Source organism: Aureispira sp. CCB-E, assembly GCF_031326345.1.
GTDB lineage: Bacteria > Bacteroidota > Bacteroidia > Chitinophagales > Saprospiraceae > Aureispira.
Genome location: NZ_CP133671.1, coordinates 5,322,518 through 5,341,079, shown reverse-complemented (window position 1 = coordinate 5,341,079; position 18,562 = coordinate 5,322,518). Strand labels below are relative to the sequence as shown.

19 protein-coding genes are annotated in these 18,562 nt (G+C 34.2%); 11 read left to right on the top strand and 8 right to left on the bottom strand.

Going from position 1 to position 18,562, the window contains the following annotated elements:
• The first annotated feature begins 28 nt into the window (after nt 1-28).
• Entirely contained in the window at nt 29-607 is a 579-nt protein-coding gene (locus tag QP953_RS20910; RefSeq protein WP_309552857.1) for a Crp/Fnr family transcriptional regulator, read from the top strand.
• A gap of 5 nt (nt 608-612) precedes the next feature.
• On the opposite strand, the gene QP953_RS20905 is transcribed toward QP953_RS20910, so the two are convergent.
• The 4 genes from QP953_RS20905 to QP953_RS20890 form a co-directional block, all read right to left on the bottom strand.
• Complete coding sequence (locus tag QP953_RS20905) at nt 613-1,302, bottom strand: DUF4386 domain-containing protein (RefSeq protein ID WP_309552856.1); 690 nt, start codon at nt 1,300-1,302, stop codon at nt 613-615.
• Between the two features lie 139 nt (nt 1,303-1,441).
• The gene (locus tag QP953_RS20900; protein WP_052599826.1) at nt 1,442-1,735 is read right to left on the bottom strand and encodes a hypothetical protein; all 294 of its coding nucleotides are present in this window, start codon (nt 1,733-1,735) and stop codon (nt 1,442-1,444) included.
• A 57-nt stretch (nt 1,736-1,792) separates the two neighbouring features.
• Complete coding sequence (locus tag QP953_RS20895; protein WP_309552855.1) at nt 1,793-2,674, bottom strand: Rpn family recombination-promoting nuclease/putative transposase; 882 nt, start codon at nt 2,672-2,674, stop codon at nt 1,793-1,795.
• Nucleotides 2,675-2,848: 174 nt separating this feature from the next.
• Nucleotides 2,849-4,435 (bottom strand): NAD(P)/FAD-dependent oxidoreductase, encoded by a 1,587-nt coding sequence (locus tag QP953_RS20890; RefSeq protein ID WP_309552854.1) that lies wholly within the window; start codon nt 4,433-4,435, stop codon nt 2,849-2,851.
• Nucleotides 4,436-4,729: 294 nt separating this feature from the next.
• On the opposite strand from QP953_RS20890, the gene QP953_RS20885 reads away from it, so the two are divergent.
• Together QP953_RS20885 and QP953_RS20880 are read left to right on the top strand one after the other, a co-directional pair.
• The gene (locus QP953_RS20885) at nt 4,730-5,362 is read left to right on the top strand and encodes a nitroreductase family protein (RefSeq protein ID WP_309552853.1); all 633 of its coding nucleotides are present in this window, start codon (nt 4,730-4,732) and stop codon (nt 5,360-5,362) included.
• A gap of 246 nt (nt 5,363-5,608) precedes the next feature.
• Nucleotides 5,609-6,544, top strand: a complete 936-nt coding sequence (locus QP953_RS20880; RefSeq protein ID WP_052599830.1) for a tetratricopeptide repeat protein — start codon at nt 5,609-5,611, stop codon at nt 6,542-6,544.
• A 103-nt stretch (nt 6,545-6,647) separates the two neighbouring features.
• Here QP953_RS20880 and QP953_RS20875 read toward each other — a convergent pair whose 3' ends face one another.
• Nucleotides 6,648-7,529 (bottom strand): aspartyl protease family protein, encoded by an 882-nt coding sequence (locus QP953_RS20875; RefSeq protein ID WP_309552852.1) that lies wholly within the window; start codon nt 7,527-7,529, stop codon nt 6,648-6,650.
• Nucleotides 7,530-7,613: 84 nt separating this feature from the next.
• Nucleotides 7,614-8,243: an FISUMP domain-containing protein gene (locus QP953_RS20870; protein WP_309552851.1), complete on the bottom strand. Its 630-nt coding sequence runs from the start codon at nt 8,241-8,243 to the stop codon at nt 7,614-7,616.
• A 186-nt stretch (nt 8,244-8,429) separates the two neighbouring features.
• On the opposite strand from QP953_RS20870, the gene QP953_RS20865 reads away from it, so the two are divergent.
• Complete coding sequence (locus tag QP953_RS20865; protein WP_309552850.1) at nt 8,430-9,395, top strand: hypothetical protein; 966 nt, start codon at nt 8,430-8,432, stop codon at nt 9,393-9,395.
• A gap of 68 nt (nt 9,396-9,463) precedes the next feature.
• Here the strand turns inward: QP953_RS20865 and QP953_RS20860 are convergent, their stop codons facing one another.
• Nucleotides 9,464-11,038 carry a hypothetical protein gene (locus QP953_RS20860; protein ID WP_309552849.1) on the bottom strand — a complete coding sequence of 525 codons (1,575 nt, stop codon included), beginning with the start codon at nt 11,036-11,038 and terminating at the stop codon, nt 9,464-9,466.
• A gap of 848 nt (nt 11,039-11,886) precedes the next feature.
• Between QP953_RS20860 and QP953_RS20855 the strand changes: the two genes are divergently transcribed.
• The 7 genes from QP953_RS20855 (at nt 11,887) to QP953_RS20825 (ending at nt 16,886) form a co-directional block, all read left to right on the top strand.
• Nucleotides 11,887-12,423: a hypothetical protein gene (locus QP953_RS20855; RefSeq protein ID WP_052599835.1), complete on the top strand. Its 537-nt coding sequence runs from the start codon at nt 11,887-11,889 to the stop codon at nt 12,421-12,423.
• A gap of 11 nt (nt 12,424-12,434) precedes the next feature.
• The gene (locus tag QP953_RS20850; protein WP_309552848.1) at nt 12,435-13,484 is read left to right on the top strand and encodes an ankyrin repeat domain-containing protein; all 1,050 of its coding nucleotides are present in this window, start codon (nt 12,435-12,437) and stop codon (nt 13,482-13,484) included.
• Between the two features lie 87 nt (nt 13,485-13,571).
• Nucleotides 13,572-14,051: a hypothetical protein gene (locus tag QP953_RS20845; RefSeq protein ID WP_309552847.1), complete on the top strand. Its 480-nt coding sequence runs from the start codon at nt 13,572-13,574 to the stop codon at nt 14,049-14,051.
• Between the two features lie 77 nt (nt 14,052-14,128).
• Entirely contained in the window at nt 14,129-14,542 is a 414-nt protein-coding gene (locus QP953_RS20840; RefSeq protein ID WP_052599838.1) for a hypothetical protein, read from the top strand.
• Nucleotides 14,543-14,687: 145 nt separating this feature from the next.
• Complete coding sequence (locus tag QP953_RS20835; protein ID WP_052599839.1) at nt 14,688-15,638, top strand: energy transducer TonB; 951 nt, start codon at nt 14,688-14,690, stop codon at nt 15,636-15,638.
• A 24-nt stretch (nt 15,639-15,662) separates the two neighbouring features.
• Nucleotides 15,663-15,986, top strand: coding sequence for a hypothetical protein (locus QP953_RS20830; protein WP_197043943.1), 324 nt, complete (start codon nt 15,663-15,665; stop codon nt 15,984-15,986).
• A 162-nt stretch (nt 15,987-16,148) separates the two neighbouring features.
• Nucleotides 16,149-16,886, top strand: coding sequence for a hypothetical protein (locus tag QP953_RS20825; RefSeq protein WP_309552846.1), 738 nt, complete (start codon nt 16,149-16,151; stop codon nt 16,884-16,886).
• 632 nt (nt 16,887-17,518) lie between these two features.
• Here QP953_RS20825 and QP953_RS20820 read toward each other — a convergent pair.
• The gene (locus tag QP953_RS20820; RefSeq protein ID WP_309552845.1) at nt 17,519-17,956 is read right to left on the bottom strand and encodes a hypothetical protein; all 438 of its coding nucleotides are present in this window, start codon (nt 17,954-17,956) and stop codon (nt 17,519-17,521) included.
• Nucleotides 17,957-18,562 lie beyond the last annotated feature (606 nt).

The following is an 18,562-nucleotide window of genomic DNA, read 5'->3' as shown; positions in this document are numbered from 1 at the left end:
TAGTTGTTTCAACAAAATTCTGGTAAAAATGAAGGAGAAAATTATAGAATACATGGCTCAATTTGAGTTTTTTACAACAACAGAAATGGAGGAAATCGCTGCACAACTTCATATAGAGGCTTTCCCTAAAGGCACATTGTTGTTAAAAGAGGGCGAAATTGCAGACAAATGTTTTTTTGTGTTAGAAGGCTGCATTCGCCAATATTACCTAGTAGATGGGGAAGAAAAGACGACTGCTTTTTATACAGAAAAACAAGCCGCCGTTTCTTTTACAAGTTACGCAGAACAAAGTCCTTCAACGCATTATTTAGTCTGTGTAGAAGCTTGTATCTTACTAGTTGGTAATCCAACACAAGAACAGGCAATGTATCAGCAACATCCTAAATTAGAAGCATTTATTCGACTGTTGTTGGAGCAAGGATTTGGTAAAACTCAAGAACAATTTGCAAACTTTATAAGTTCCTCACCCGAAAAACGTTACTGCGATTTGTTAAAAAATCAACCAGACTTGTTGCATCGAGTCCCACAGCATCAAATTGCAAGTTATTTGGGGGTGACACCAGAGTCTTTGAGTCGAATTCGAAAAAGGGTTGCTTCTAAGAAATAGCGCATCTAGCTTTTTTTATTGTTTTGAACAATAAGCCAAATACCGAGCCCAAGCTCCCCAAAAATCATTGGTAAACTAAAAATCATTTCTACAATTGGCTTGTAGTGTAGATAATGGTCGCTACTCAAACTGGCAATATTATTAAATAGATAACCAACAGCAGCAATTAACAAAAGCCAACTGATTGTTTTGGGTACAGGAGTTTCTCGTAGAGCAATAAATCCCAAAAAAAGCAAATGAAGACCAAAGATGATTAACCCAAATGACCATATGGTATAGAAGTTCTGAATTTGATCCAAGACCTCAGAAGCCGATAAGGTTGAATTTGGGAGGTGGGGCAGGATTAAAACCAAAGTTGTAATGGCAATTCCTAGAATGATCGTATAAACCAATCTAAATCCAGCCATCCACTTGGACCTAGTTTCGTCGAATCGCTTAAAATATCCCCATAGCCCCCAAGAGGCAAGTAAATCGCAAATGAAGATAAGGATTAATCCTATTATCCCTAATACAAATAGGCTTATGTCTTGTTGAATGTTATTCATGGTCATAATCGCATCTTCCAAGATAATTAATTGACCAAAGGCATAACCAATAGAAAAAATAGCAAGGATTGCCATGGTTATAATGGAAAGACCAGCTGTTAAGGCAGCAGAACGTTGTTGGGGTAAAGGCATTTTTAGTGCAAGTGTCATAATAAGCTTTGTTTGTAGTTTTTGATTGTTTTAAGGTTTATACAACAAAGTTAAATGACAGGACGGTCTTATTCATTGACTAAAGATAAGAAATGCTTTCAAGCCTCTTAAAAATGGGTAAGAAATATTTATGACTGTATTATAGACTTTCTGAAGGACCGAACCAAGACCATAATTCCCCGTCTTCGCTGAAGGTAGCAGAACAGGTAAAACATTCAAATTTATAAGTAGTTTGCCCTGACCAAACTTTTTGGGAGCTGGGTTTTCCTAAAATTCGGAGGACATTTTCTTGTGACATTCCCTTTTCTAAACTTGCCCATTTTTCACTACGAGTCATCTTACTTAGTGCTTCATCACTAGGACCTTGTGGCGATAGATCGCAGCTATGAAGGAATAGGAATAATAGAAATATAAAATAGATGGGTTGTTTCATTTGGTATGGAGTTTAGTTAAAAATAATATTTGGGGATATAACACCACAAGGAGGCTTTTATAGTTTTTGGATTTCCTCAATTGAGAGACCTGTATATCGGGCTATTTTTTCTAAGGAAAAACCATCTGCTTTCATTTCTTTGGCTACTTCTTTTCTACCTGTCTTGATTCCTGTCTTGATTCCTTCTTTAATACCCTTTTCTCTGCCCTCCTTAATTCCCTCTTCTTTAGAAGAATCAACAACATTTTTCAAATCGCGATAATATTTTAAACTTTCCTCGTATTGTTCTTTTTCTTTGGGAGTAAATTTAGCGATTTCAGCTGCTTCAAAGAGTTTTTTAAAAATTCTTTCTTGAAGCACAACAGGGCGGTTTTGCAGGTTGGCTAGATGTCTAAAAACATACAACCATTTATCAAACTTAGATTGCAACTCGTTATCGGACTTAGTGAATTTAGGAAGCTCAATATAGATGTAGGTTAGTTTATTATAAAATACATTGCCATTTTGATCTTTTAGTTTAACAGTATGTAATAACTCATTTTGAGTTTTGTGTTCATCAAAAATAAAGTCTAAGATACCAATTGTATAAACAGCTGCTAATTTAAAATTCCAATCCCCTTTTTTTGCTTGTTCCTGTATGGGGAAAGTAGAGTAATAGACCGATCTATCTTTAAAGAAATTTTGTTTAGCTTTTTGCACTTCTACAATAAATTTTTCGCCAGATTCACTCTCACAATACAAATCAAAGATGGCTTTTCTTTCATATTCACTGCTCCCTAAGTGCTCATTTTTAGTATAAGTAAGGTTTTTAATCTGATGGATAGAGGGGAGCAATTGATTGAGAAAATCAATTAAAAGCTCTTTATTAGGTTCAACTCCAAAAAGTTTTTTGAAACCAAAATCTGTAAGAGGATTTATATATTTATCTTTTAAAGTCATTTTTAATATTTTAGGCAATAAGAGCGTATCTTTTTAATAATCAAAATGATGTGATTTGGTCATGCAGCAAAGTATAAATATAACTATTTTTTAGTTCGTATAGTTTCTGAAGTTTGCTTTTTTTGAATGAGTTGTATTGTTTGAAAAGAAAAATCCAGCCTTAATTTTTTAGTCTCAAGACATCAATTCTTTTGCAATATTATCACCAGTAATAGTAGAAGCAGTTAACAGACCAGCAAAGGCTGCTCCACCAATGCCCGCTGTAGTGATATCTTGCCCTGTCAAGTAAAAGTTTTTGATAGGCGTTCTTGGGCGTAGAAACTTTTGTTCAAATCGTTCTGGAGTATGTTCCAAACCATATAACTCACCTTTTTCATAATTGACAAAATGCTTTGTTGTTAATGGACTAGACAACTCATAGTAATCGACTTTTCCTTTTAGTTGAGGTTCTTTCTTGTATAGTATCTCTAAGAGGCGTTGTGCAATTTTTTCCTTGCGTGCTTCATAGTCTTCACCTCGTTTTTTCCATCGTTTTCCATCCCAATTTTCAAATGTTTCATAAGGAACGAGTGTGATAATATCAATTGTACTTTTACCAGGATAGCGATTGTTCCAATCAGGATCTTTTGCGGCAGGAAAAGAAATATAAACAACAGGAAAAGGCTCGTTATGATCCTTTAAATAATTCTCAACACATTCATCATGACTCAGTTTGTCAGGGTAGAGCCAGTAGTTGGCTTTGGGCAACTGCAATTCTTCAGGGCTTCCATCTAAACCAATATAGAGACAAGCATGAGCTACAGAATGTTGTACTTTGTTAAGTTGTTGTTGCAAACGATGTTTTTGCACGATAGGAGCAGGAAGCAAAGTTTTGTAAGTAGTGTATAGCCCCGCATTGCTGATAATGTGTTTTGCTTTGAATACTTTTCCATCTTTCATTCGAACACCAACAGCCGTATTCTTTTCTATAACTACTTGGTCAACTTCAGCACTAATAAGAATAGTAGATCCCAAACGTTCTAATACGGGAGCAATCGTTTCTACAATTTGAGAAGATCCACCAATAGGAAAAAAGCCCCCTGAAAAATAGTGTCTGACCAAAGAGGCATGCATGGCAAAACTACTTTGTTTGGGCGGTAGACCATAGTCTCCATATTGACCTGCCAATACTTTGATTAATTCTTGATTTTGGGTTAGAGAACCGAGTACGTCATGGGTGCTTTTTCTAGCATATTCGAGATAGGGCTTTCGCAAGAACCATCCCAATAATTTGCTCCAAATTGGAGACATTGTTTTTTCAACAAAAAAATTGCGACTGGTAGCACTAACCTTAAAAATTAAATCTACGTATGCTCGAATTGCTTTTTCTTCGTCAGGGAAATAGCCAATCATTTTTTCTGTCCAGTTACCAACACCTTTGACGTAATCATAAGTTTTATCCCCAATGACAATGCGATCGTATACCGCTCCCATATCTGCCCATTTTAGTTGTTGGTCAGTGATAGAGTCAAATATTTTTTTGAGAATGCTAGATTCTTTTTCCATACTACCCACATAATGAATTCCAACATCCCATTCATAACCTTTGCGCTTGAAAATATGGGTAAAACCACCTGCTGTATAGTGACGCTCCAACACCAAGACCTTTTGACCTTTCTGAGCTAATAAAACAGCAGTAGTTAAACCACCTATCCCCGAACCTATAATGATAGTATCGTACGATGCAGCAAGTTTGTGTTTCTTTTTGTAAGACTGAACCATAGTAGCGTAGTATTTAAAATAGATTGAATAGTTATTCTACAATATACAATTTTAATATAAAAAAATGGCTAAGATTTAACAAAGTTCTATTTGTTGTAAGATCTTTCATGGTTTAGCCTCTTATCTAAGAATGGAAAAATTAGATAGATAATGGAGGTGTTATGGGGAATGGCAACAGGAAATATGAGTTAATAAAATGTTAAGTCTTTGTGCAAAATAATTTTTCTAGAACCAATTTAAGTTTTGCTTGTTTCGGAGTATTATAATTTAATCATTAAAGAACAAACAATAAAAATGGAATTATTAGACAAGTTAAATTGGCGTTATGCTACCAAAGCAATGAATGGTAAAAAGGTACCTCAAGAGAAAATTGATACCATTATAGAGGCCGCCAATTTGGCTCCAACTTCTAGTGGATTACAACCTTTCGAAATTATTATAGTTACCAACCAAGAGGTAAAAGAAAAAATCAAGGCAATTGCTTGGAATCAATCTGTTGTATCGGATTGTTCTCACTTATTGGTTTTTGCTGCTTGGGATACGTATACAGAAGATCGAATTAATAAAATGTTTGACTTGGTCAATGAAGTACGTGGATTTAAGAACGAAGGATGGGAGAATTATCGCCAGCAATTATTAAATATTTATCCTCAGAGAGATGCTGAAGAAAACTTTAATCATGCTGCAAGACAAGCCTATATTGCATTGATGGCAGCATTGACGGCAGCAGCTTTTGAAGAAGTAGATAGTACTCCGATGGAGGGATTTGATCCTGCTAAACTGGATGAAATTTTAGATTTGAGATCCAAAGGGCTTAGAAGCTGTGTGATGATGACAGTTGGATATAGAGATACTGAGAAAGACTGGTTGGTAAACCTAGAAAAAGTGCGCAAGAGTAAAGATGACTTGGTTACGATTGTAGACTAATAAAGACTACAAGCAGGATAACATTACTCCGTTGAAAAATCGTATTAGTTTGATTATCAGTAAGATGTATTTTTATTAACCTTTGCACTAAAAGACTGGTAATCAAACTAATACAAGATGCTTTTTTACGTTTTTCGTAGAAAAAATAAAAAATCAACGGAGTATTAGGATAAAAAATCCAAAAACTATTCTGAGTTTTTGGATTTTTGTCTTATTATAAGGAATTATCAAACTAAAACTAAAACAATGAAAACATTACTTTGTCTTTTTTACGTATTGCTTGCCAATATTGCTTTTTCTCAGACGGCAGCCGATTATTTTGAAAAAGCATTAGAACTTTATGATAAAGAGAACTACAAAGCTGCGTTAACTGAAATTGAACAAGCTCTTAAATTAGATCCTAACCAAGCCGATTATTATGCGGTTTGGGCAGAGTTAAAAACTCAGTTAAAAGCCTATCAAGAGGCTTATGCAATTTATGGTGTGGCATTAGAAAAATTTCCAGAAGAAGCACTGTTATACAACGACCGAGCTAATTTGTTGTTGCATTTGAGAGGCTTTGAAGATGCGATTAAAGATTATACAGAAGCCATTCGACTGGCAAAAACAGAAGAAATGCGAGTTAGTTATTTGTCGAACCGAGCAGGGGCAAAAACTAGAATTATGAACTATGAAGGGGCTTACCAAGATTTAATGGAAGCTTACGCACTAGATTCTACTAACTTAGCCGTTTTGACCAATTTGGGAATGGTAGCTGATGAAGTTGGGAAAGGGGAGGAAACCTTAAGGTATCTAATTAAGGTAGTTGAAATTGATAGCTTGTATTTTCCTGCATACATTAATATTGGCTTTAAATACCAAGGATTGAACAGACACAAAGAGGCTGTAGAGTACTTTGATCAAGCTCTCAAAATTTCACCCAATGAGCCTTTAGGGTATAGCAATCGGAGTTTTAGTAAATTAAAATTAGGGCAACTAAATGCAGCTATGAAAGATATTGATAAATCAATTAAACTCTTTCCTGGCAATCCTTATGCATATAAAATTAGAGCATTGATTTGGATTGAGAAGAAAAAAATAGCTAAAGCCTGTGAGGATTTAGACAATGCGCTCAAACAGGGATATACTGATATGTATGGCGATGAAGTTTTGCAACTGCAAGTAAAACATTGCCAAAAATAAAAATCAATTGATTACTGGGCAAACAACTTTTGTGAAACGAACATTAGATAGAATCTTCTTAAAGACTCTATCTAATGTATAGGTATATAAGGCTTAAGAAGGTCTATTGTTCAAATAGATGATTAGGTTTTAAATACACCAAGCTGTTTTCTATATCTAAGATCATATTATAGTGTTTCAATAACCCATTGCCAAGAACGCTTATTTTTTGCCGTCCAATGGAACCTTCAAAAAAGCTAATTGGGAGTGCTTTAAACTTAGTACGCCCAATCTTGAATGAGGGTAAGACGGCTTTTTTAGTTGTTAAGGTATTGCCATAAGCATCTTTTAGCGTACTTTCATTGGTAATCTTTAAGAGACGCCCTAATTGATGTTTTTGAGCAAAGGCATCGTCCAGTAAAATTGTTCCTCCATAGCCTGTGTGAATCATAAATTTTTGTTGCAACCTTTGTCGCCCAATGTTTAATTTTCCTTCAATAAATAACAAGCCTTTTTCTTGTGTTAATCGAAACTTTTGAAACTGTTTTAAATGTTGTTTTGGCGGGACACTTTCATAGATAACAAAATTTTTATCATGGTAGTTAATTTCAATCATTTTTCCCTTAAAAAGAAGTGGTCCAAACTTACCATCGGTTAGTTGTCCTGAATGTTTGTCCACCCATACGACTAGACTATCGAAACGATGATTCCCAATAGAGAATGTGTTGTTTTTAAAAAATTTAGCAGTCCCTTTTCCGCCCCAACTATTGGCTTCTGTACTGGTAGCATTTTTTTTAATAGCGATCTTGTTAAATACTTCTTCAATGATGGAGACACCACTCTCTCCTGTGTGAAACATCATTTTTAGACTATCTTTTTGATTTAAAAGAGCAGGAATATAAATATTGTTAAAAGAGGTCAATACAAATGAGATAGTATCTATTTGTTGCGCTTTTAGGTGTAAGCAAGTAGATAGAATAAAACAGGTCAGTGTGAATCGAAACATGTGTGTTGATATTGTTAGGTTACTTCGTGAGCGCTTTGCTTTTAGTTAGTTACGCTGCTATTCCGAAGTAATGATAAAAGTAGTTTAATTTTTTAAACAGCGACACGAATAGGCGAAATTCACATTATCTCTATAACGTGCAATTTGCTGTGTGTTATGAAAGAAAACTCTAGAGTAAGCAGTATTGGCGCCAGAACTTGTGTGGGACCAAAAACGGGCATTGTCCCCTAAGTTTTGAAAATTACCATTGTTATTAGAACCTGCTGGAAACGCATTAAAGCCAAAGTCATTCGTGCCATTCAAATCAGACCATCTAGAAGTAGATTTTAATAAGGCAGCTTCGTTATTGCCTCTATTAGAACCAACAAAATCAGCTTCTGTCTTAGACATTCCTAAAAAGCGTTCTAAGGCAATCCACTCTTCATCTGAAGGCAAGTGCCAACCATCAGGACAAACATTTAAGGCTTGATTGTACGTATACAATCTGCCATATTGGTTTGTCGGATTCATAGGGTTGATTAAGTCGCCCGTCATTTCAAAACGCATATTTTCTGTCATCCAACATTGTAGACCGATTATAGCTGTAGTATAAACTTTGCCATCTCTGGGGTCTGTAAAAGAACCAATGCAATCAGGATTGGTACTATTGTCTTTATTGCACGCCCAGCCCAAGCAACTAAGGAAGAGTAATCCTAAAATTTTAAATTGTTTCATGCTTTTCATTCTTTTTTGATTGTTGATAATGATATGCTTAGGTTCAAGCACAAGTTTATTAGACTTTTAAAATAGCAACTTTTTTCATTTAGTAAAAGTAAAAACTTAAGTTGTTGAAAATTCGAGAAATTATGAGTTCAAATTTAAGAAAGTGAAGAGGCGACAAAACAATAAAATCCAAAATTTATGATGAGTATTACTTGTAAAGGGGGACTACTTTTATTTTTATCAATCTTTATTTTTTCATGCAATCAGAATTCGGAAAAAAGTACGGAACAAGAGTCCAATTATTCGATAAAAGTAACTCCAAAAGAGGTGATTAAAGAGGAGCGTATTGAAGAAGTTATGGGGAAAGCTATTTGGGGATATCGTTTTAAAATTAGTGGTGATTTTGATGGAGATGGTAAGATAGATACTCTGACAGAAAAATTCGTCAGTCTTAAAACAAGAAAAGAAACCAATAAATTTTACGAAAATATCCCTGTTGGTAGTTATGCTTATTTTAGACATGAAATTGGCGAAAACTATTCATTTTTAGTAGATAACGCTTCTTTAGTTGATACCTTAAAAAATATTGGCGATTTTGGTCTTGCTTGGCTAGAAAAAATTGGAGATATGGATGGCAATGGAACTGATGAAATTGGTTTTGTTTGTTACCATGATGATAATTCTAGTATAAATACTTTTCAAATTTATACTTTCAATAAAAAATGGGAGAAAATGTATTCTTTTGAGATCAGAGATTGGGCTTTGCCTAAACTGCCTCAAGTCAATATCAAAAATAATCTACAAGGAGTCGATGAGGGAGTACCTTTAGATATTATAACGATTGAAAAGCTTGAAAAAGAAATTGAAAAAACAAGCTTAGTGAAATTACTTGGACAAAAAACTATATCTTATAAGGGAATATACAATGCCCCTTGTAGCGAAAAATATATTGGTCTGAAAGATCGAAGTGAAAAACAAGAATTTATTTGGGTAAAAAGTATAGGAGGAGGGGAGTCCTCAAAAGTAAGAGATAAGTGGTTAAAAGTTGAATTAAGTCGTTATCATAAAGAGAAAGCACAACAAGTAATTTCTGATGCCCTAAAAGGAACTCTTGAAATATGTGATCCAGGAATGACTTATGATTATCAGGTAGTTTTTAAGTAATGCATACTTTGATTTTGTTAAACAAGAAAGCCATCCAAGGAAATAATTCCTAGAATGGCTCTTTGTTTTTAATGTACTAAAAGAAGTTCGTCCCCTGTTAGCTTAAATTTTTGATCTCCGATTTTTATAGTGTTGCCTCCTTCTAGTTCGGATAAGGCTTCGAAATCATCGTTCATCGTATAAATGGCACCTTTGGTTTTTATGGCAATTTTTAGATAATCCGCATGAATTCGACCTCCAGAGCGTTCCACACCACAAAGAATAATTTGGATAGGAATATCAATTTTGGATAATAATTTAATATCTTTTACAGGCGCAAAATTGTCTGCAATCATAACAATGCCTTCATTGTCAGGGTATTTTTTTAAAGCCTTAATCACAGCTTCTAAATTGTTTTCTGGCGCATCTCGACCAGAACCTTTGCGCATGGTACTATAACAAACTTCTTCAACAACTTCGATATTATCGTCTTGAATATCGTAAATGCCTTTAATGTTACCAATGTGTTCATAACCATTAGGACCAGTGTCCCCATCGTTAAAAAAGACAAATGGAGGAGCGTTTAAACGCTCAAAGTTGTTGCGTCTCCAAATAAAAGTTTGTGCAATATAAGGATACATACTCCCTGTAACATCTTCCACAATAATATGATTTTCCCAACGAGTTTTTCGCTTTTCTAAAACCCTTAGTACAACAGTATCTTGCAAATGTTGGCGATAACTACTTCTGCCGGGGGACCAGCCACCAGAATATCCGCTTTTAGAAAGAGTACTAATTATAGACCGTGTTGTAGAGCCTTCTTCATAAATCTCTGATTCTGTAAAGGTAGTATCATAAACAGTTTTATCCAAAGCAGGATCTGGATCTAAAGACTCTTTTTTTCGAAGCTTGAATAGACCAGGTCTTTTAAATCGTTTGCCTTTTTCTAGCAAACGTTTATTTCTAGGGAGATAAAGCCCTGTGAAACGTCGAGTTGTATTTTTAATAACACGTTCACTAATAAGGGTATCTATTTTGATAATGGTTTTGGGAGCTTCATATGTTCCCCCTCCACCAGATAGCGGCGACTCACTTGCAAAAGTACCACTAGAGGAGCCAAAAGCTTCTTCGAGTATCTTCTTAATAATGACAATTTCTTCTTCTGTAGAAAGTTTCGAGCGACCATTGCTAGATTCAGAGATGGTTGATGAATTGGGTGCTGAAACTTCAGCAGGTTCAGTAGTATACACCATAAATCCATGAAATAAATCTTCTGCCATTTGATAATCGGTCGTTTGTTGTTCGATAAAATTCCACTGAATTAGGTTGTTATCAAATACAATGGGAAAGTGGCGCTTTAAGGTTTGAATTCTTTGCCGATTAAGGGAGTGTTGTTCAAACTTATTGGAACGTTTGTAGGCAGTGTAAATTAAATCAATTCTTGTAATGGTTTTTCGCTTAAGTTTTGTGATGATGTCAAGATTTTTAATCTGAGCACTTCCATAATGCATCGAAATGGGATACTGGTTTTTGGCTAGTGGAGTATTGGAAATAGGAGCAACCAGTTGGGGGACTGTCTCCATAAGGTAGTCTATACGTACTATTTGAGCATGGGGTTTTTCTAAAAATAGAAAGAAAATCAGGAGGCATAGAATGTATTTCATAAATTAAAGTGGGTTAATTTGTTCATCACTCCGTTGAAGCTACGAAGTAGCACCGTAGGTAGTCAACGGAATATTATTTGTTATAGAAATTTAATTATTCTTCCTGTTAATGCCTTAGGAGTAAAAAAGTAACCTTTTAATATTTGAAGAAATGATCAGAATGGGGATTGGCTTTTGAAAAATCATCAATTGGATTTAAAGGTTTTTTACAAACAATAAATAATCGTTTATAAAAATTTATAGGCAAAATAGAATCCTTTTTGCACTGTTCTTCATCAAAAAATCTCGTTTTAGCCCGCTACCACGAAGTAGCACCGCAGGTAAAACTTCAATTCTTTTCTTTGAACAGCACTAAAAACAATTACATTTTTAACTATATTTTTTCCTGTCCACTTACTTATAATTTATTAAACAGTATACCTAGTTGTTTTGATAATTTGGAGAAAGGTTATATATTAATCCTTGTTAAGGATAGCGTTGTATTATTCACGATAAGTAATCGTTTAAAAAAATAATAAGTACTATGTAGTAGTAGCACAACTAACTAAACAAAGCGATCTCACGAAGTAAACAGCCTTTTGTACTCTTTATCAGAAAAGCTTGTTTTAACCTGCTTGATTACTTAATTGTATTATTGAAATAGCAACAACATTTATTGAAGAGACTTATTATATTCCATTACTCCGTTGAAAAATCGTATTAGTTTGATTATCAGCAAGATGTATCTTTGTTGGCTTTTATACTAAAAGATTGATAATCAAACTAATGCAAGATGCTTTTTTACGTTTTTCGTAAGAAAACTAAAAAATCAACGGAGTATTAATATTCATAACCATAAAATTAAAGATATGCTAGAGCCTATTGATCCCAACACTGAATTTATCGGGCAATCTGCATTTAATCCTATTTTCGCCAAACCTAATTTTATTAAGAAAAACCTCCTAAAAATGCTCGAAGAGGAGGGGATTGCGGACCCTAAACTAGAGGAGTGGTATAAGCTAGATATTTTAATTCGATTTTATAAAAGAATTGAAAGAGAGTATGGTGTAAATACCATTTTTGAGCTAGGCAAATCTGCGGCAGATGAAATTGTAACGCCCGAAGGCTTGGAGACATTGGATAAGTTTTTAGAGGTATTAGGTCCAATGTATGATATGAATCATAGAAATGGATACGCAGGTTATTTCAAGTGTATAGAACACAACAAAGAAGAGAAAAAAGTAATTATAGAAACCTATACGCCTTATGTCAATGATGGTCTTAGAGGGCTTTTTATATCATTTATTCGTTTGTATAAAACTGGGGTAAGAGTGGTTCGAGATGAAGAAAAATCTACGATTGTGAATGGAGTGGAAAATAACTGGTATATTGTCTCTTACCATTAACGAATCACAATATGGCAAGAAAAAGAAAAACGCTTCCTAAAAATTTTGAGACACTCTTAAAAGAAGCAAGTATAGAGGAGTTAATCAAGGTATTTGATAAATGTGAATTGGATGCATATAGAGGTTATGGTAAAAAAACAGCACTGGCGTTTGACCAATGTCCACATGAGTTAGCGAAGTGGTTGGTCGAGCATGGTGCGAATTTAAAAGCAAGAGATACTTGGGGAAATACGCCACTTCATAATAGAGCTAAAAGTCGTTTAGGAAATATTGAAAGTTTATTAGAACTTGGGGCAGATATTCATGATAATGGAAGTTCAATAGGGACTCCTTTGCACGCAGCAGTTTCTTCACACCATGTAAAAAATACCCAAATATTAGTAGAAAGGGGAGCTTCAATTGATGCTTTGAATAGAGATAACTTAACTCCTTTAGAGTTGACCTTAAGGTTTTGTCAGAATGTTACTATCATTCGTGTACTTGAAATTGCTAAAATTCTTATCAATGCAAAAGCAACATTAAGCCCATTGACTAAAAAAATGGTTAGAGAAATCGGAGAACAATTTGAGTTTCACAGAAATAACTTTAATCAAGATCTTGTTGATGAGGTAAGCAATGCTCTCGACGAGCTATATATTTTATTTGATGTTACTCCTGTAAAAAGAAGAAGAATACATGACGGAAAATCACCTATTTCTGTACAAGCAACAACTTGGCAGCAACAGCATCAAGAGCTTTGGAATTTCTTAGTTCCCTCTAGTGGACCAGCTCAAACAATTCAAGGAGAAGTAATTCGAATTTCTGGTCGAATTGCCAATGAATTGGATGGAAATGGTGGCATAAATTGGGATAGTGATTATAAAAGAATGGCAGATGCTTTCTACGAGTTTGTTCAGTTTGGGCAAGAAATTGAACAAGATATTTTGAAAGAACTTACAGGACTGATTAAAGAGATTAAACGAAAATCGGGGAGCACAGCAAGGTTGTGTGAAGTTGCTGTGAAGTGGATTCGTTTAAATCCTACTCCAATTCAGCTGGAAACCATCAATTACGACCGATAGAACCCTTATAAAAGGATTAAGAGAGATATTGTAAATTCTTATTGGCGATAACATATTAATATCGAATGATCAAAGAATCATGATTTTATGAACGCAATTATAAAAAAAACTAGTTACGAAATAGATATAGTAGTAGAACGAACGCTAGCAGATGTTTTTAGTTTTTTTAGTGATTTGCAAAATCATGTGTATTTGCACCCTTTGCTCAAAAGTGTAAGAATTGCACAACAGTTTCGGGATGAAGAAGGGCAAAATGTGACGATATTTGAAATTCAAGAACGGGTAAAAGTATGGAAATCTATTTTTATCCCTAAAACTTATTTGGCACATCGCGTTTTATTAGAAGAAGAAAATACATGCATTTTTACAGTAAGAAGCTTTCCTAGTATTTCCCTATCTTGCACTTATCAATTCACAGCAAGTAATACTAATCATACTCATATCTTAGAACAAGTAACGATAAACGCCCCCTTAGGTCTATCAAGTTTTGTTACCAAAACCGCACGAAACGCTCATCTCACCTTGTTAAGACAATTAAAACAATACCTAGAAAAAAAGAATAACTGATCATCTCTTAAGGAGGTTTTCAGCTTTTTAAAACTAAGCTTGTGTTCACTAAGAGTCAAGCTACTAAAAAGTATTGTATGAAACGCAGAACTTGTTCTTATCAGCAATCTCGTATTGCTATGGCTGTATTTGGTGGTATGGCATTTATATTAGGCATAACAACGATATTTCACCCTAGTTATATGGTAGAGCGTTTGAACCTATTTTCGGTTGATACAACTGAGTTGAGATCAATTATTGTTTTGAGTGGTATTGCTTCAACAAATATGGGAGCTTACTATTTATACATGGCTTACCATAGAGTGATTATTTTTTTTAAGATAACCATTGTTTTTAGGTTATTGATCACAGTACCTGTATTGGTCTATTGGTGTGTCGTTCAGGATCAAGATGCACTTTTGTTAATCGCTTTGTGGGAAGGATTTGGGGCTTTATGGGTTTTATTGGCTTTGATTTATGATAACAATCGTCTGTTAACAAAAGGGAGCTAAGTGCCAATCGTTTCAAGAAGCAGGCTAAATACATGTTTTGTTGATAAATTAAAGGGCATAATTATTATCTTTGTCACTTTGTACTGACTTGTTGTCGGCACAAAACGATCTCTATTTTACTGAAACCAAAACTAAATCAAACAACATGAAACAATTAATGGCATTAATTGCTCTTTCTATTTTAGTTGTCAATTGTAATTCGACTCAGAAAGCAACTAAAACAACTGCTGAAAAAAATCCCTATGAAAATGCTTACGACGACTTTTTAGAACCAACGGAGACAAAAGTATATGCGTGGTATTTGGGGATAAATTCTGTCAGGGGAGAAGAAGCGTATATTGTAAGAAGTATTTACCCTGAAAAAAGGCAAATTACCTCTTTAAGTACATATAAATATGAGGATAGGGACGTTTTGCATGGTTCGTATATGAGTTGGTCAGATGATGGACTTAAAACTTCGGAAGGGAATTATAAGAACAATTACAAAGAAGGTATCTGGAAATTCTACAGTTATGGAAAGCTTTATTCTGAAGGAATATATACCAAAGGAGAAAAACAAGGACTTTGGAAGTATTATTACCAAAATGGAAAGGTGGAAAGTGAACTTTATTGGAAGGATGATTTGCGGGAAGGTGCTTTTGTGGAATACGATACGTTGGGGATGGTAGTGAATGAAGGTATGTATAAAGCAGACTCTATCATTCAACAAACATTGGAAGTAGAGGAAGCAGAATTGAGTGAGAATGATGTTATTGTAGATGAAATGCCACGATTCCCTGGTTGTGAAGCAGAAGAGGGCGACCATAAGGCTAAGAAAAAGTGTGCCGATCAAAAGCTATTGAAGTTTATTTATAGCAATATTCAATATCCTTCATTTGCTCGTGAAAATGCTGCGGAGGGTATGGTTGTGATTAGTTTTACGGTTATGGAGGATGGAAGGATTGTCGATGTTCGTGCGATTAGAGGAATCTGTGAACCATTGGAAAAAGAGTGTCTTCGGTTAGTTCGTCTGATGCCGCAATGGATTCCTGGGCGACAGAATGGGAAAGAGGTTCGTGTCAAGTATAATTTGCCTGTTCGCTTTAAGCTAAATTAGTCTTAAAATGTAACTAAGAGAATTATGAATATAGAACTGTTATATGTTCTTATTGCCATACTAATCTGGACTGTTGGCTATTGTCACACAGGACGATTTGTACGCCCCAAATGGAAGATACCTGGAAAGTTTATTTTTTATGTAAGTATTTCTTTTCTTCTGGCAAATTGGATTGGACACTGGAGTTTTTTATTTATCATAGGACATCCTTTGATTGGATTGTTGTTTCACATTAAAGTATGCAAAGCGAATAACATTGATTGGGTAACTTGTCATCCTCAAGAAAAATATCTTCAATTGCAAGAGCAATGGGCAAAAGGAGATTTTAGTAAATCGAAAAAACAATAGAATTCGTCGTATATATATATATATAGTTGTTTTGTTCCTGTTGAAACAGAAAAGTTGCTACATTTAGTCATAGCTAGAATAGCTTAAAAAATGAAGCCAAATTGGCTTTGTTAGAATAAATTGTCAACATCTAATTGCACATTGGAATAAAATAGTTAATCAATGAAATACACATTCTACGTTTGGCTAATCGTGATAGGTGCTTGTAGCCCTGCTTTTAGTCAAAAAACTCCTTTAAGTCCTTTGTATAATCCTGCCAAAAAGAACTTGATACAATCTGAGACATCTGAAATGGATTGGTTTATGCTCAATGATTCTCTAAAAATACCGATAGGAAACATTCAAACTAAAATTCAAAAAGACAACGAAAAGATACAGATTATCAAAACAATAAGCATGAAGCAATCCCCTGTACAATGGATCGATAGTACGGTTGTTGGGGTATTGAACTTTGAGCCCATTTATCATTCTTCTTTTAATGCTCAAAGAGATATGGTTTTGAATTTTGGAGAAAAGGTAACAGGGTATTATTTAGACAAAAAAACAGCCATTAAAACTCCTATTTCTGAGAAAACAAACGCCTCTTTTTTTGATAGTAATTTTTATCCTGAACTCGTAAGATTGTTGCCACTTAAAAACGGTTATTCTAATACCATATCGATTTTTGATTATAACCCTACTGCAAAAATTGGGGTTGTTAGAGCTACAATTAGAAGTGTGAAAAAAATGACGATTTCTTTTAAAGGAAAGAAAAAACAAGTTTGGGTCGTAGAAACAACAGATGATATTTCTAATAACTCAACAGTAAGCACGTATTATATCGATAGAACTTCAAGAAAAATACTGAAACAAGAAATAGATTTAGGGGGTAGAAAAATGGTCATGGAATCAGTTGAATAAGAAAATAGGGAGCATTGCTCCCTATTTTCTTACTATGAATTTGTTATAGATGCAAAAAGACAAGCATTACTTCTTTAGAGCAACTGGACAACCAACATCTAGAATAACTAATCGGTCTTTTTCTAATTTTAAGATAACCATTCTATCGGGTCTCGGACGGCCATGCTCCAAAATACTTAGTTCAATGTAATAACCTTGTTTTAGGATCGTGTCAAAGTCTGAGTGTTGTTTGAATTGTTCTAGCTTTTCGGGAGGAAGGTCTTTTTTCTTCAGACTCCAAGAAAATTTATTTTTCGTAGTTTTTTTTGCTAGAAGGGTCTGTTTCCCAGGTAATTAGAATGTTATTTTTTCTAAATTTGAATATGGTGTTCCATTTTTTGAGTGTTTTAATATAGCTTGCATTTTTCTTTTGACTACATAGACTTAGTGCTTGAGTTGCTTCGTAGTCAACAACCCATTTGCCAAGTATTGAATGAGCAATCTTACTAAGATCTTGCGCTTTGGAGGAATAAGAACCGATTAAAAGTAGTGTTAAAAATAGGAGGGAACGTGCAAAAAAAGTATTCATTAGAATTGATTTGTGAGAATAAAATGAGTGATTAATAATATCTATTATGGATTGCTTATGATTGCTATTTTGAGTCCATTAAAAAATCATCTAGAAGATCATCGTCTGGCAGAGCTCGTGTTTCAATATAAGAGGGGGAACGGATGATTTTTATGGTTTGATAATACGTGTAAATTCCAGCCAAAATATAAGGATATCCAACAAAAACAGCTCCTTCTTCTGGAAGAATTGCGGTGGTTAATATAGTTGTTCCTATAATTAAGCCTCCATTGACTAAAAACAAAAAAAACTTAAGGATTGTCCAAACAATATTGGGAGATCGAAGTGATGCCGAAGCAATGATATAGCCCATCGTTATTGGAACTGCTGCTATTAGGGCGAGTGTAAGAATAATGATAATGGCTTCTCCTTGAATACGTTTTGTGGTACTTGTATATGCAATGCCCGAAATAGCAAGTGCGACTAAAGTTAGTATAAAGGTATTGATTAATACTTTTCTCATAGAGTTCTTAAAATTTGAATGCCCTGTAGCAAAAATTAAAAGTAAGTAGACAAGAAAAATGATAATAAAAATAAGTCTATTTTTAGCTATATTTTTTTTCTAAACACTTGCTTCTTAAAAAACTATTTATAATCAATGTTGTCAGAGTATAACATTTTTACATGTACAGTTCAAAGAGGAAATAAAGGATTATAATAGTAATTTAGAAAATAACCATCAATTGTAGTATTTAATAATGAAGTTGTTTAAAACTGCGTCTTTTTTAATATGAGTATACCCCTAAAAGTAGCTATTTGACAAAATCCAACGCAAAGTAGGACAGAAAGTGATTTCATATTTGATTATTACTTAATTTTAAACAACTTCAAAACGAAAGACGTTCTATACTATTGCTAAGAAAGTATGTAAGGTTGATATCACCCATAGAATAATGGTTCAACCTTGTGGGGAAGGTTGAACCAGAGAAGAACTCACTCAATAATATTTGGAGGTTGATGTATTTTAATGATTTTGCTAAAAAACAAAATTTTGAGAAATTTGCTTTGTCTTGGATAGTGGCACTATCAACATAATAAAGATGAAATGAGCAGCACGGATAAAAGGCTC